12 protein-coding genes are annotated in these 13,897 nt (G+C 62.1%); 11 read left to right on the forward strand and 1 reads right to left on the reverse strand.

Annotated elements, in window-relative coordinates:
• Positions 1-31: 31 nt before the first annotated feature.
• The 11 genes from DNI29_RS17345 to DNI29_RS17395 all read left to right on the forward strand — a co-directional run bounded on the left by DNI29_RS17345 (position 32) and on the right by DNI29_RS17395 (position 11,331).
• Positions 32-616, forward strand: a complete 585-nt coding sequence (locus DNI29_RS17345; protein ID WP_110979387.1) for a hypothetical protein — start codon at positions 32-34, stop codon at positions 614-616.
• Between the two features lie 356 nt (positions 617-972).
• A complete protein-coding gene (locus DNI29_RS17350) occupies positions 973-1,323 on the forward strand; it encodes a hypothetical protein (RefSeq protein WP_110979388.1) in 351 nt (116 codons plus the stop codon).
• Between the two features lie 59 nt (positions 1,324-1,382).
• A complete protein-coding gene (locus tag DNI29_RS17355) occupies positions 1,383-2,795 on the forward strand; it encodes an SWIM zinc finger family protein (RefSeq protein WP_110979389.1) in 1,413 nt (470 codons plus the stop codon).
• Positions 2,795-4,393: a DUF5691 domain-containing protein gene (locus tag DNI29_RS17360; protein WP_110979390.1), complete on the forward strand. Its 1,599-nt coding sequence runs from the start codon at positions 2,795-2,797 to the stop codon at positions 4,391-4,393. The genes DNI29_RS17355 and DNI29_RS17360 overlap by 1 nt, the downstream gene beginning before the upstream one ends.
• A gap of 307 nt (positions 4,394-4,700) precedes the next feature.
• Positions 4,701-5,798: an ATP-binding protein gene (locus DNI29_RS17365; protein ID WP_110979391.1), complete on the forward strand. Its 1,098-nt coding sequence runs from the start codon at positions 4,701-4,703 to the stop codon at positions 5,796-5,798.
• A gap of 68 nt (positions 5,799-5,866) precedes the next feature.
• Positions 5,867-6,571, forward strand: a complete 705-nt coding sequence (locus DNI29_RS17370) for an SMI1/KNR4 family protein (RefSeq protein ID WP_110979392.1) — start codon at positions 5,867-5,869, stop codon at positions 6,569-6,571.
• A 55-nt stretch (positions 6,572-6,626) separates the two neighbouring features.
• On the forward strand, positions 6,627-7,208 hold the full coding sequence (locus tag DNI29_RS17375; protein ID WP_110979393.1) for an SMI1/KNR4 family protein: 582 nt from the start codon (positions 6,627-6,629) through the stop codon (positions 7,206-7,208).
• Positions 7,209-7,302: 94 nt separating this feature from the next.
• Positions 7,303-7,953 carry an SMI1/KNR4 family protein gene (locus DNI29_RS17380; protein ID WP_110979394.1) on the forward strand — a complete coding sequence of 217 codons (651 nt, stop codon included), beginning with the start codon at positions 7,303-7,305 and terminating at the stop codon, positions 7,951-7,953.
• Positions 7,954-7,960: 7 nt separating this feature from the next.
• Positions 7,961-8,443, forward strand: a complete 483-nt coding sequence (locus DNI29_RS17385; protein WP_110979395.1) for a DUF6985 domain-containing protein — start codon at positions 7,961-7,963, stop codon at positions 8,441-8,443.
• 30 nt (positions 8,444-8,473) lie between these two features.
• The gene (locus DNI29_RS17390) at positions 8,474-10,834 is read left to right on the forward strand and encodes a DUF5682 family protein (protein ID WP_110979396.1); all 2,361 of its coding nucleotides are present in this window, start codon (positions 8,474-8,476) and stop codon (positions 10,832-10,834) included.
• Positions 10,835-10,869: 35 nt separating this feature from the next.
• Positions 10,870-11,331, forward strand: a complete 462-nt coding sequence (locus DNI29_RS17395) for a hypothetical protein (RefSeq protein WP_110979397.1) — start codon at positions 10,870-10,872, stop codon at positions 11,329-11,331.
• Positions 11,332-11,353: 22 nt separating this feature from the next.
• Here the strand turns inward: DNI29_RS17395 and DNI29_RS17400 are convergent, their stop codons facing one another.
• Entirely contained in the window at positions 11,354-13,882 is a 2,529-nt protein-coding gene (locus tag DNI29_RS17400) for a M1 family metallopeptidase (protein ID WP_110979449.1), read from the reverse strand.
• Positions 13,883-13,897: the final 15 nt, after the last annotated feature.

The following is a 13,897-nucleotide window of genomic DNA, read 5'->3' on the forward strand; positions in this document are numbered from 1 at the left end:
TACCCGCCGCGCTTCGTCGTTACTTTGCCTTATGACGAAACGCCTTCTGCCCTTCCTTCTCGCTCTTTCCTGTACCGGCGCCCTCGCCCAAACGCCTACCCCCTCCGCCCCCGCCGACGACCCATTGCCCCGCCTGATTCAGGAGCGCCAGCAGATGGTGCAGCAATACGAGGATGCCAATGCCCAGCGCAACAGCCTCTTCGGCAACAAGCCCAGCAAAAAGGACCTGCAGGAAGTGGTGGATGCCTTGAAAGGCATCATCCGCAAGGACACTGAAATTGTGCGGGCCGTGCAGGCCGCTACCCTGCGCCGCACCGCCGCCGTGGTGGCCGAAAACCAGCAGGCCAAGCAGCAAATCACGGTGGCCCAGACCGACCAGAGCAGCACCCGCCAGCGCTTTTACGACCTGGAAAACCAGATCAGCAATCTGCAGCTCCGCGACAAACAGCGGGAGAAGAAACTCCAGGATCTGCAAGCCACCGCCGATGAGGCTTCTGAGGCCCGCACCAGTCGGGAACTGCTGGCCGCTGGCCTGGCCGTGCTCTGCGCGGGCCTGCTCTGGTACATTATGAAGCTGCGCGGCCGCCTTGCTACCCCCACGCGTCGGCGAAAGTAGGCTGACGGCTTGGGCTCCAGCCAGGGGTAGGGCCGGAACAGCAAAAGGCCTCGCCGTTGCAGCGGCGAGGCCTTGCCCGTAGAGAACTGGTCACTCACTGCCCCGCGCTCTACGGGACCGTAGCACTGTTTTCAGCAAACCATTTTTCCAGCGCAAGTAGAGGCTGTTTCGCTGACCTGTAAAGGAAAAACACCCCATTGTTGTGACTTCACTTTAGCAGGCAGGCTCAACTACCCTGGAGAGAGCCATTATGTCCTCTGTTAGCGCTTTAGGCGTTTTTAATTATTACTGACGAAAGGCAGTGCAAGCAGGAAAGCCGTGTTTCCGTAGTTAGTTGTGACCTTGATTCCTACCCGATGCTCCTGCAGGCAGCCCAGTACCTGACTTATGCCGAAGCCGTAACGCTGTACCAGCAGTTGCACGAGGCGGGCGTACCGGCTCTGGTGAAAAGCTGCGGTCCGCCTACGTTTCCGTTTGGGGAAGGTAAGTACTATCAGTTGCTGATTGAGGAGGCTGACACCACTACGGCGCAGGTTGTAGTGGAAGCCTTTGAGCAACAGCGCACTACCCCAGCGGCACCGCGCTGCCCCCGTTGCGGCACGCCTGACCCGGTACCGGTTTCGCGGCCGACGTGGTGGAAACGGCTGTTTTACGCTGGCACTACCCTGCACAAATGCCGGAGCTGTGACGCGGAATTTCCCCGCTGAACTCCTACTTTGCCGGGGTATCCTGTCTGCCTCGGGGCGGGCGTAATCCTTGCGTAACATTGACCTCCTGGACCGAAGAACAGGCCCGCGCCCTTATCACCGACTCCGGCACGCTGAAGCGCGGGCTGGAACTGGCTGCTCCTGCCAAGTGGAGCAACCTGGGCCGCACCGACACCGCCGCCTGGGGCGAGTGCAAGGGCAGCGGCAGCAAGCCCTACCAAACCGGCCTCGACCTGACGGAGCCCGCCTTCAAGTGCTCCTGCCCCAGCCGGGTGTTTCCCTGCAAGCACGGCGCCGGGCTGCTCCTGCTGCTGGCCCGCCAGCCCCAGCTGCTGAGCGGCAACACCCCACCCGACTGGCTACAGGAATGGCTGGACAAGCGCCAGCAGACGACCACCAAGAAAGCCGCCAAAGAAGCCCAGCTACCCCTCCCGGGCGCCGACGGTGCCACTCCGGCCCCGGCTTCATCCGACAGCGAGCTGGCCCGGCAGAAGCGCGAGGCCCAGCGCATGAGCCGCATGCAGCGCGGCGCCGGGGAACTGGCCGTATGGCTCCTGGACCTAGTGCGGGCCGGACTGGCGGCTACCGACAACCAGCCCCTGAGCTTCTGGGAAAACCAGGCCGCCCGCCTGGTGGATAACCAACTGCCCGGCCTGGCCGGCGTGGTGCGGGAGCTACCCACCTTGCGCCACCAGGGCGCCGACTGGCCCGAACGGATGCTCGCCCGCCTGGGCGAGCTGTACCTGCTGACCCAGGCTTTCCAACGCCTGCCCGAGCTGCCGGAGGCAGCCCGCCAGGAACTGCTGCAGCTGGTAGGGGTGAACCTAAAAAAAGAAGACATTCTGGCCTCGGAGCCAGCAGTAGCCGATGAGTGGCGGGTGCTTTCGGTGGACGTTACCGAGGAAGACCGCCTGACGGTGCGCCGCTGCTGGCTGCAGGGCCAGCAAACCGGGCGCTACGCGCTGGTAGTAGAGTTTTCCTTCGGGGGGCAGGCGTTTGCTACCGCCCTGGTACCCGACGGCCATTACACCGGCACCCTCACGTTCTACCCTGGTCTGCTTTCGCTGCGCGCCGTCCCCGGTTCCCTCACGTTTGCCGGCCTCACTTCTGACGCCTCTCCGCCCTACACCACTACCCTGCCCGAGTTGCTGGACGCCTACGCCAATGCCCTGGCCCGCCAGCCCTGGCTGCGCGAGTGGCCCGTGCTCCTAACCGGCGGCACCCCGACTTTCACCCCGGATGGCCGCTGGGTGCTACAGTTCGCGGCCTCCCCAGCTCAGGATTCCGTTTCGCCTGAGTCCGCCCCTCCGGCCGGGCAGGAGGTTCCCCTGCTCTGCGACGACCTGTTTGGGTGGGAGCTGCAGGCCGTTGGTGGGGGCGTGCCGCTCACTGTATTTGGCGAGTGGACCGGCCGGGGCCTGCGCCCCCTGGTGGGCTGGGGCGCGGCGGTTGAAACTTCATCTGCTCTCTGATGCCTAACTCCCAAGCTCCTACCCCCGACCTGGCGGCCAACCCCCTCCGCCCCGGCGCCGACTGGCAGCAGCTGGTGCGTGTGGCCCTGCTGGGTACCCGCCAAAGCCCCGACGCCCTGCCCACGGTTCCCGGCCTGCCTGCCGGGCCGGAAACCGACGAAGCATCCCGCGAAAAGCACCTGCTCCAGGCGGCCGGGGCGCTGTCGTTAATTCGGAAGGCCGGCTATCTGCCTGCCTCCAGCGCCGGGCCAGCCGTGCCAGTCGCGCCTGCCGAAACCCAGGCTACGCTCGGCCCCAACGGAGCCCAGGCCCTGAACGTGCTGCTGGAAGGCCAGTACGCCGATCTGCTGCCGGATTTCCTGACAGCCCTGGCCGAGCACCAGCGGCGGGTGCCGCATCCGCAGCTGGTGTACTTGCTGGAACACGCGCGCACCCGCCCGGCTCTGCAACCCGCTACGGCCGCCGTGCTGGGCCAGCGCGGGCAGTGGCTGGCGGCCCAAAACCCCGCCTGGGCCCCCATCCTGGCGGCCTCCACTCTCCCCCAGTCCGAGACTGTGTGGGAAACCGGCACCCTGCCCCAGCGCGTGAGCTACCTGACTTCCCTGCGCCGGCAGCAGCCCGAGCAGGCCCGCGAGCTACTGGCTGCCACCCTACCCCAGGAACCCGCCAAAACCCAAGCGGCTTTGCTGGCCACCTTGCGCGAAAATGCCTCGGCCGCGGATGCAGAGCTACTCGGCCAGTACCTGGGCTCCAAAAGCAAAGAGGTGCGCCAAACCGTGCTGCCCCAACTGGCCCGCCTCTCCGGTAACCCGCTGCCCGAGCGCCTATGGCAACGCGCCGAACCTTTGGTGCAGCTAAAGAAAGGCCTCCTGAACAAGAAACTGATGGTGGAGCTGCCTACTACCGACTGGGACAAAACCTGGCTGCTGGACGGTATTGAGCAACGCGACGCCCGCTTTCAGGGTGAAAAAGCCGCCCTGCTAGGCCAGCTGCTCGCCCTGATTCCGCCCCAACTGTGGGCCAAGCAATGGGACCTGACCGCCCCTAAAATTCTGGAGCTGGTGGCCGGCACGGAGTGGGCGGCACTGCTGCTCACCGCCTGGGCCGAGGCTACCCTGCTGCACCAGGATACTGAGTGGGCCACTGCCCTGCTGCACTGGCGGCAGCCGCGCAAAAACCCGGTTCCGCTGCCGCTGGAAGGACTGGCCCGCCTGCTAACGCCCCGGCAGATGGCCGAGCTGGTGCTGCCGCAGCTCAGTGCTACCTCCTACTTCGGCCCCGATGCCCACTGGCTGCCCTTGCTGATGCTGGTGCCGGGGCCCTGGCCCGAGCGCCTCACCAGCCGCGTGGTGGAACTACTCCGTGAGGCCCTGAGCCATCCGGAGCGACTGTACCGCATCCAATATGCCACCAGTCAGCTGTTGGAGCACATGGCCCGCGTGGTGCCTGCCACCCAGTACGACCTCTGCGCCCAACCCTTGCAACCTCTGCTCCAGGATGTGCCTTACCTGCACAACAGCCTGGCCCGCCTGCTCAATACCCTACACTTCCGCCAGCAACTCGACGCAGCACTAGAGGAGCCGCCCGGCCCGGGCTAGTACGCTTACAAGTAATGTAATGAGTAAATCACGCTGTAGGCTAGAGCTAATAAACTGGTTAGAGCTAACAACTAGCTCCCCTCCTCAGATGAGGAGGGGTTGGGGGTGGTTGACCACTCGTTGAACTAGTTTTAGAATCTAGCTCTAATATCGTTCCTACCTCATCAACCACCCCCAACCCCTCCTCATCTGAGGAGGGGAGCTAAAACTAGGTTTAATCCGCAACTTGAATCACTACTAGGCCGGTTGAAAGCTACCTGACTTCATTTTCCCTACCCTCTCTTCCGCTTCCAAACCCTTCGTTCCTATGTCGCTCAATCCGTCCTCCGATATCCTGCGGCCCCACGCCGAGGTGCAATACGCCGAAGAACTCGCCGCCCTCAAAGCCCTCGACGACCGGCCCAAGCCCGTCAACTGGCAGCTCTCGCCTTGGGCCGTGGTGACCTACCTGCTGGGCGGCACCCTGGATAATGGTTTCGTGATTGAGCCTAAGTACATCGGGCAGCGGCGGCTGATGGAAATTGCCGTGGCTACCCTGGCCACCGACCGCGCCCTGCTGCTGCTGGGCGTACCCGGCACGGCCAAAAGCTGGGTGTCGGAGCACCTCACGGCCGCCATCAGTGGGCACTCCAACTTACTGATTCAGGGCACGGCGGGTACCTCCGAAGATGCCATCCGCTACTCCTGGAACTACGCCCGCCTCATTGCCGAAGGTCCTTCGCCCGCCGCCCTAGTGCCCTCGCCCCTGCTCAAAGGCATGCAGGAAGGCAGCATGGTGCGCCTGGAAGAACTTACCCGCATCCCCTCTGACGTGCAGGATACGCTCATCACCGTCCTCTCCGAAAAGGTGCTACCCGTCCCCGAACTGGCCACCGAGGTGCAGGCCGCCCGCGGCTTCAACGTAATAGCCACCGCCAACGACCGGGACAAGGGCGTAAACGAGCTGAGCAGCGCCCTGCGCCGCCGCTTCAACACCGTGGTGCTCCCCCTACCCACATCCATTGCCGAGGAAGTGCAGATTGTGCACTCGCGGGTGGAGAAAACCGGCCGGGCCCTGCAGCTACCCGAAACCACGGCGGGCCTGGAGCAAATCAGCCGCCTCGTGACCATCTTCCGGGAGCTGCGCTCGGGCGTGACGGAGAACGGCAAAACCAAGCTCAAGAGCCCCAGCGGCACCCTCAGCACCGGCGAAGCCATTTCCGTGCTCAACAGTGGCCTAGCCCTGGCCGCCTACTTCGGCGACGGCACCCTGCAAGCCGCCGACCTCGCCGCCGGCCTCACCGGCGCCGTCATCAAAGACCCCGTGCAGGACCGTGTAGTATGGCTGGAGTACCTGGAAACCGTAGTAAAAGAGCGCGACGGCTGGAAAGACCTCTACCGCGCCTGCCGGGAGGTAGTTGAGTAAGGTTGAAGCCCTACTTGCCGTTCTAGATTTATCGACAAGAATTCTACTGGTAACTCGCTTTCCCGGTTATGTCCGACCAACTGACTGCTATTGAACGCCAATACAGCTTTGAACTGCCTCCGCTCTACCATCGCTTGTACCAAGATGGTATGATCGACTGGTTTTTAGACAGCGACGGCCCCAATCCGAATTGGCACCGCGACATTTTTCCACGCCTTCGACAACGGCCGCCCATGCTGCTTTTTGCCCAAGACTTCGAGCTATACACCCCTCAGGAAGTTTTGAGCTGGGAACACCCCCGGGACTGGAGTGCCGCATACCACTTCGTGCCGCTGGGCCATACGGGTGCTGGCGACCTTTATGCCTTCTGCCCCAGCTTGGCCATGAACGCTGAGGTGCCAATTACCCTTTCACTGCACGACGCAAACGAAACGACTGTATTAGCGCCATCGTTGGAGGGATTCATTTTTCGAGAAATGCTGTACCGAGCCACTTCTTTCGATGAATACGATCTGGAAGGTTACACTGACTTCGAGGACTTACGCGCGGATTGGCAACGGGCCGCGCAAGCCATTAGCCCATATCTAAAACCAACCTGGAATACAATCCTGGCAGAAGTTTATGCGCGTCCTGTTCAAGCAGAAACTATCGTGCTGCCACGTCATCGTTACACCGTTAATGGGCTGCTGTCGCAGGCGGAGTTTGCGCAGTTGATTGAGCAAGAAATAGCTTTTACTAAGCTCAATACCACATTTGAACATTTTATAATGTAGTTGTGAACTCACGCGCAACGACTACAAACATTATTCTATAGACTCAAAAGTATTTATGTCTGCTTCTAATTTTCCTGAATTACTCACCCGCCTCGATACCCTGCTCCAACAGCACCGACCGGAGTACTACGCTACCCTGGGCCCACCTGCTACAGCGGCGGAGCTGGCCGCTTTTGAGGCGGAATTTAACCTGGTGTTGCCGACGGAGCTACGGCAGTGGTTTGGCTGGCACAACGGGCAGGAGGGCTACGACAGCTTCTTCCAGAACAACTGCCTTCAGTCGCTGGACGGCGCGGCCGAAAGCATGCGCATCAACAACGAGCTGCTGGCCGATGGCGACTTCGTGACGAACTGGTGGCATTCGGCTTGGGTGCCATTTCTCGAAAACGGCGGCGGCGACCATGTCTGCGTGGATTTGCACGGCACCTTCACTGGCCAGGCCGGCCAAATCATGGAACACTGGCACGACTGGGAAGCCCGCACTGTGCTGTTCCCCAACCTGACCGCTTGGCTGGCCGCCGTAGTACAGGCCTACGAGCAAGCTTGCGCCACATCTGCATTGCTGACCGATGAGCATCTGGAGGAACTGGAGCCAGAGCATCCGAAAGGGTTTCCGCAGGAATTTGAAGCGGGGTAGGCCGCTCTGGGCGCGTCGTTGCCTATGGCCGCGTCCTACCCCACTCGATTTCCCGAACCGAAACCGGTAGCCCGGCCAACTCTTTCCCTACCCCATGAGCCTATCTGAATCTATCCGCCGAATTGAAACCTGGCTGGCCGCCAACGCGCCTCGCATTCTGACTGAGTCGTTGAACGATGGCGCTGCCGAAAGCGAGCTGAGTGGCCTAGAGGCTGCCGTTGGCAAGCCGCTGCCTGAAGACTACAAGGCCTTATACCGCTGGCGCAACGGCCTCGATGAAGACGCTGATAACTTCGGCAGCCTGTTCTACGGCCTGAGCTTTATCCCCCTGGCGAGGGTAGCAACTGCGTTTCAGAGTCGCGCTCAAGACTCCGAACTGTGTCCGCCGGCGTATGCGCAGGCCTCAGTAAAAGCCGATAACGTGTTGAATCCTTACTGGCTCCAACTCAGCTTCGACGGCTCCCATACGTGGCTGTGCGTGGACCTTGACCCGGCCCCGGCAGGCCGATACGGGCAGGTTATTTTTGTGGACGAGGTCAACGAATCTGTTTTTCAGGTGGCCGAATCTGTGGCGGCCCTGCTCGCACAATTTGCGGATGACCTGGAGCAAGGGCGCTACTTCTTAGAGCCCGACGCCCTGGAAGACGGCAATGAGTTTCTGGCGGCCGCGGCAAGCATTGACGTGGTAAACTGGCACCAAGCGGCGCGGTGGCAGGGTGTGCTACCGGCCTCAGCTTATAACTAACCTATCTATGCTAACGCATCCGTTCTGGGAAATTGTGGAGGAAAGCTGGGCCGGCATGGCGCCGCAACAAAAGTTTGTACTGCCGGGCTTCGAGCAGCCCGTGGAGGTGTTTCTGGGCGAGGAACTGTTTGAGGAAGACGAGGAATACGACCTTTCCCCGGCGCAGCTCGACGAGTATGCGGCTACGTTCCAGGCCTTCGTTGCAGATGCGCCGCGCCTGCTCCCAGAACTCCAGCAGCAGACCTTTGCCCGTTACCAGGAGCTGTATGCTTCCTTTTATGAGGACTCAGCCCAGTCGCGTGCCCCGGCACTGCACCTGCGCACGCCCGAGGAGCATTTTGCTTATTTGCAGGACGTGGCCTACGTCCGTATTACGGACGAACAAACGCTCCGCTTGTCTATTCGCTACGGCCTTGATACGGAACACGGCCTGGAAATCAGGTTTGAGGCGAACCAGCTGGCCGAAATGGGCGGCATTGCCGAAACCTGAGTTACTCCTATTTGTAGTCCTACCCCCTTTATGCCTTCCGAACTCCGCCTCTTCGGCATCCGCCACCACGGCCCCGGCAGCACCGCCAGCCTCATGAAAGCCCTGGACGACTACCAGCCCGACATGGTGCTGCTGGAGTGCCCCGCCGATGGGGAAAAGGCCTTGGCGCTTGCCTCCACCCCGGAGCTGAAGCCGCCGGTGGCCCTGCTCATCTATAACCCCAAGCAGCACGCCCAGGCCACGTTTCTGCCCTTCGCCCACTTCTCGCCGGAGTGGCAGGCGGCACAGTGGGGCCAGCAGCACGGCGCCCACCTGCGCTGCTTCGACCTACCAATGACGTTGCGCTTTGCCCTCCCGGATGCCGTGGAACACGAGCCGCTGCCCCCTGCTGAAGTAGCCGCCGAAACCACTCTCGCTCCCCCCCCCGATACCGCGCCGGCGGAAGCAGAAGTACCCGCTACAAACCCAGAAGCTACCGACAACCCAGCCCCCGACGAAGCCCCGCTGCACCTCGACCCCATTGCCCACCTGGCCCGCCTCGATGGCTACACCGATGGAGAACGGTGGTGGGAAGCCCGCATTGAGCATAGCACCGGCCACGCCAATACCTTTGAGGTAGTGCTGCAGATGATGACGGCCCTGCGCGAGGAACTGGCCCAGCCCGAATCGGAGGAAACCTTGCTGCGGGAGGCCTACATGCGCGAAACCCTGCGCGCTACCCTCAAGCAGGGCTACCAGCGGGTAGCGGTGGTGTGCGGGGCCTGGCACGCGCCGGTGCTGCGGGCCGAAGAACTCCCTACCTACGCCAAAGACGACAAAGCCCGCCTCAAAGGCCTGAAGAAAGCGCCCACTGAAGCTACTTGGGTGCCCTGGACCTACGAGCGCCTGGCCCGGCAATCGGGTTACGGGGCGGGGGTATTGTCACCGGCCTGGTACGAGCTGCTGTTTCAGGAGCCCCACGAGAGGGTAGTCACGCACTGGATGGTGCGGGCCGCCCACCTGCTACGCGCCCAGCAGATAGATGCGTCGTCGGCCCACGCCATTGAGGCCGTGCGCCTGGCCGAGGCCCTGGCCGCCGTGCGCGGACTGGCGTTGCCCGGCATTGAGGAACTGGAAGAAGCGGCCGTGAGCATCTTCGGGGGTGGCTACGCCGAGGCCCTGGACTTGGTGCATCAGCAGCTGGTAATTGGCGAAGCCCTGGGTGAAGTCCCCGAAGAGCTCCCCGCCTCGCCTTTGCAGCAAGACCTGGCCCAGCAGCAAAAAGCCCTCCGTCTCAAGCCCGAAGCCACCCACAAAACCCTGGCCCTCGACCTGCGCAAAGACCTCGACCTGGGCCGCAGCCACCTGCTCCACCGCCTGCAGCTATTAGGTATTAAGTGGGGCAAGCCGCAGCGTGTACAGGGCAAAAGCGGCACCTTCCATGAGGTGTGGGAGCTGCAGTGGCGCCCGGAAATGGTGCTGGGTGTGCTGGAAGCGGGCCGCTGGGGCAATACCATTCTGGCCGCCGCTAGTGGGGCAGCCCGTCACCGCGCCGACCAGGCCACCGACTTAGGCCAAGTCAGCCAGTTGCTGGAGGAGGCATTGCGCGCCGACCTTGGCCCCGCCCTGCCCGCGCTGGTGGCCCGCCTCGAAACCCTGAGCGCCGGCACCCGCGACGTAGCCCACCTGCTCACGGCTCTGCCCCCGCTGGTAAACGTGCTGCGCTACGGCAACGTGCGCCGTACCGAAACCGCCCAGGTAGCCAAGGTAGTGCACCATCTGGTGCCGCGCCTGTGCATCTCCCTGCCCCTGGCCTGCACCGGCCTCGACCGGGACGCTGCCAGTCAGCTCTTGGAGCAAATCGAAGCCACGCACCAAGCCATCCGCCTGCTCCCCGAAGAGGACCAGCAGGCGCACTGGTACGCCGCCCTGCACCTCATTGCGCGCCAACCGGCCAGCAGTGGCCTACTCGCCGGCGTGGCCACCCGCTTGCTCTTCGATACCCAAGAACTCGCCCCTGAAGATACGGCTACCCTACTGGGCCTGGCCCTGGCGCCCGCCCAATCCACGGACTACGCCACTGCTTGGGTTGAAGGCTTCCTGCGGGGTAGTGGGCTGCTGATCATCCATAACCGCGCCCTCTTCGACTTGCTGGATCAGTGGCTTTCTGGCCTCGACGAAGCTGTTTTTCAGGAAACCGTACCCCTACTACGCCGCTCCTTCGCCGATTTCAGTCAGCCCGAGCGCCAGCAGGTGCTAGCGCTGGCCAAAGGCGGACCAGCCGCCACGGCGACCCCAGAAGCGGAGTTTGACCTAGAGCGAGGGCTACGGGTGCTGCCCGTGCTGCGGGAGCTACTAGGCCTTGTTGAGCCGGCAGCGGCTAGCCAAAGCACGGCCGCCGCAATGCTATGAGATGCTATGAGAGTGCGGCAAGGTATCCTAACCTAGTGCTGGATGAAAACGAAATCTTCCTCTACCTGCACTCCGATGGGTTCACAGCCCGACACTTGAGCGTGGTACTCACAGTAGATAAGTTGTACAACTACTTTGCTCAGATCCAGTATTACCACCAGCGCCAAGGAAAGGATGAACTGCACGAGCACGTAGTCGCTAATCCGCTGCCACCAACGGCAGCACAGGCCATCACAACATTGTTGGCGCAGCCCGGCTTTTTGCAGCTTCCGTCTCGCTATTCCGCTTACTGGGACGATTTAGGAGCCCGATTTGTGGTAGGCAAAACCGCCGCAGGTATTCACCGCATAGAGGTGGAAGAGCCCTTCGGACGGCTGCTCCGGGGAGTTGATACAGGCCATGCCGTTTCGGAAGCAGAAACGGCCCTGCTCGACGTGCGCACGGCTTGCGACCAACTGGTTACCGAGCTTTACGAGAGTACCCTGAGCCTTCCCTAGCCCTACCGTAGATGATATAAGCCTACAGCACCAGCTTCTCAGCCCGAAACACGTCATCGGCGGCTTGCAGCAGCTTGGCCCTGAGCTTGGGGTTATAATTCGGGTGGGCGGCCAGAAAGTCGCGGACGGTGCGGGCGGCGGTGGGCGTCTGGTAGGAGCCTAGGGTGGCCTGCAGCCAGGAAGCGGGAAAGAAAATGTCGCCGGTTTGCTGGATTTCTTCGAGCAGGGCCAGGCTTTGGGGTAGGTACTTCTCGGAGGTTGCGGCTCGCAGCGGGTGGTGCAGGTAGGCCAGCGCCGAAGTCACCCAGGCCTCTTTCTCGCGGTTTTTCTCCTCGCTGAGGGAAGCAAAGAAGGCGTCCCGCGTCTGCACGTCGGGCGAAAGGGCAGGCATCAGGAACTCCATGCGCTTTTTGCGGTCGGGATTCTGGATGCGGGTGAGTTGGCGGAGCAGGATGGGGGTAGCGGCGGGGTAGTCGCGCACGGCCAAGGCGAGGGCCAGGGCGGTGTAGTCGTCTTCAGTCAGCTTAACGCCCGCGGGGGCCTGCTGCTGGTCCCAGATCTGGTAGAGGCGCGTTTGCGCGTCCTTGGTCAGGGCTACCGACTGATAGGCTTTGAACAGCAGTTTCTTGGAGTTGGCGGCCGGATTTTGCTGCATGGCTTGCCACAGTTCTTTCTCCAAAGTCGGCGCCAAAGCCAGGCGTTCCGCGGGCTTTAGCAATTTCCAATACATATCGGTTAGCTGGCCCGTTAGCAGCTTGAGGTTCAACTCTTCCTTCTCCTGGGGCAGCGCCCGGCGGTACATCTCCAGCAGCTGGCGCGGCGAGAGGCTGCGGCCCACAAGCATGTTCTCGTAGAGGTTTACGTAGGCGGCAGCCCGCGCCAAGGGGTTCTGCAACCGGCTCAAGTTGCTAGTGAGCTGTTTGTCAATTGGAAAAACTCCGTAGCCCAGGCCAGTAGAGTTGAACAACATAAACGCGGGGGCGACTTTGCCTTCCGCCTGGGGTAGCACCACCTGGCGCTGGTTCATGTTCACGGTCATCTCCTTAGTGCGGCCATCGGGGTACACCAGTAGCACCTCAAATAGCTGGGGCCACAGCCGGTCCGATTTGTCCTCGGCTTGCTGAGTAATCACCACCTCAGTGCTGCTGCCGTCTTTGGTTTGCAGCTGATAGTCGAAGATGGGGCGACCGGGCTGGTTGACCCACACCTGGTTCCAGGCCCGCAGGTCGGCGGGGGTGCGCTCGTCGAGGATCTGGATGAGGTCGGGCCAAGTGGCGTTGCCGAAGCTGTACTTCCGCAGGTACTCCTGCAAGCCCTGGCGGAAGGGCTCCTCGCCCATGAGCCGCTCCAGTTGGCGCATCATAATGGGCGCCTTGTGGTAGATGATGTTGCCGTAGAGCGAGCCGGCATCTTTCAGGTTTTCCAGGTCCTGGCGGATGGGGTTGGCTCCAGTGGTGCGGTCCACGCCGTAGGCGGCGGGGTAGTGGTCGATGACGAACTTGAGGTCGTAGTTGGAATTAGCTACGGCCACCTGGGTGATTTTGTCGGCCATGAAGTTGGCAAACACCTCCTTCATCCACACGTCGTTAAACCACTGCATGGTCACCAAATCGCCAAACCACATGTGAGCGGTTTCGTGGGCAATGAGGTTGGAGCGGGCTATTTTCTGGTCCTGGGTGGCGCCTTCGTCCAGAAACAGGGTGCTGGCTTTGTAATCGATGGCGCCTACGTGCTCCATGCCCCCGTACTGGAAGTCGGGCAGGGCCACGAAATCGAACTTGCGGAACGGATACGGAATAGCGGTGTACTGCTCCAGAAACTGCAGCGCGTCGGCATGAATCTGGAAGATGGGGTCCAGGCTCAGCCGCACCTTATCCTGGTCGGTTTCCCGGTGCAGAAACTGCATCTCCCTACCCCCCAGCGTGCGCGCAACCCGCTCAAACTTACCTGCCGCAAACGAGAACAGGTAGGTGCTAATAGTGTCCGAAGGCGCGAAACGCAGGGTTTTGCTCGTGGCCGTGGTGGTAGAGTCCAGCAGCGGCCCGTTGGCCAGGGCCTGCCATTCGGGCGACATCGTGAGCGTGAGCTGAAAGGACGCTTTCAGATTGGGCTGGTCGAAAACCGGAAACACGGTGCGGGCACGGTCGGGCACGAGCAGAGTGTACAGAAAGTCCTCATTGCGGTTGAGGCTCTGGTTGCCGGCCGTAAACTCAATCTTCACCTCGTTGGGGCCGGTTTGGAGGCTGGCGGGGGGTAGCACCAGGTGCTCCTGCCGAAAGTCAATTGCCGTGGGTTTGCCGTTCACCGTCAGGCTTTTCAGGTGGTCGGGCTGCTCCTTGAAATCGAGCTGTACGGGCTGGCTGGTATCGGTGAGGTGGAAACGGACGGTTTCGGTGGCGGCAATGGGCTGCTCCTTGCGCGACGGCACGAACAGATGCAGATCGTAGCCCAGGCGGGAAAGGCGGCGGGCGCGGTCCTGGGCCAGCTCCTGGCTGACGCCGGGTACCACGGCAACCGGGGCGGCGGTGGGGGTAGCAGGGTTAGAAACCATGAGTTTTTTTGAGCA

The organism is Hymenobacter sediminis (genome assembly GCF_003231285.1).
GTDB lineage: Bacteria > Bacteroidota > Bacteroidia > Cytophagales > Hymenobacteraceae > Hymenobacter > Hymenobacter sediminis.

Coding starts and splice junctions, on each gene's coding strand:
- DNI29_RS17345 (WP_110979387.1), top strand. CDS start 32: ATGACGAAACGCCTTCTGCCCTTCCTTCTCGCTCTTTCCTGTACCGGC.
- DNI29_RS17350 (WP_110979388.1), top strand. CDS start 973: ATGCTCCTGCAGGCAGCCCAGTACCTGACTTATGCCGAAGCCGTAACG.
- DNI29_RS17360 (WP_110979390.1), top strand. CDS start 2,795: ATGCCTAACTCCCAAGCTCCTACCCCCGACCTGGCGGCCAACCCCCTC.
- DNI29_RS17365 (WP_110979391.1), top strand. CDS start 4,701: ATGTCGCTCAATCCGTCCTCCGATATCCTGCGGCCCCACGCCGAGGTG.
- DNI29_RS17370 (WP_110979392.1), top strand. CDS start 5,867: ATGTCCGACCAACTGACTGCTATTGAACGCCAATACAGCTTTGAACTG.
- DNI29_RS17375 (WP_110979393.1), top strand. CDS start 6,627: ATGTCTGCTTCTAATTTTCCTGAATTACTCACCCGCCTCGATACCCTG.
- DNI29_RS17380 (WP_110979394.1), top strand. CDS start 7,303: ATGAGCCTATCTGAATCTATCCGCCGAATTGAAACCTGGCTGGCCGCC.
- DNI29_RS17385 (WP_110979395.1), top strand. CDS start 7,961: ATGCTAACGCATCCGTTCTGGGAAATTGTGGAGGAAAGCTGGGCCGGC.
- DNI29_RS17390 (WP_110979396.1), top strand. CDS start 8,474: ATGCCTTCCGAACTCCGCCTCTTCGGCATCCGCCACCACGGCCCCGGC.
- DNI29_RS17400 (WP_110979449.1), bottom strand. CDS start 13,882: ATGGTTTCTAACCCTGCTACCCCCACCGCCGCCCCGGTTGCCGTGGTA.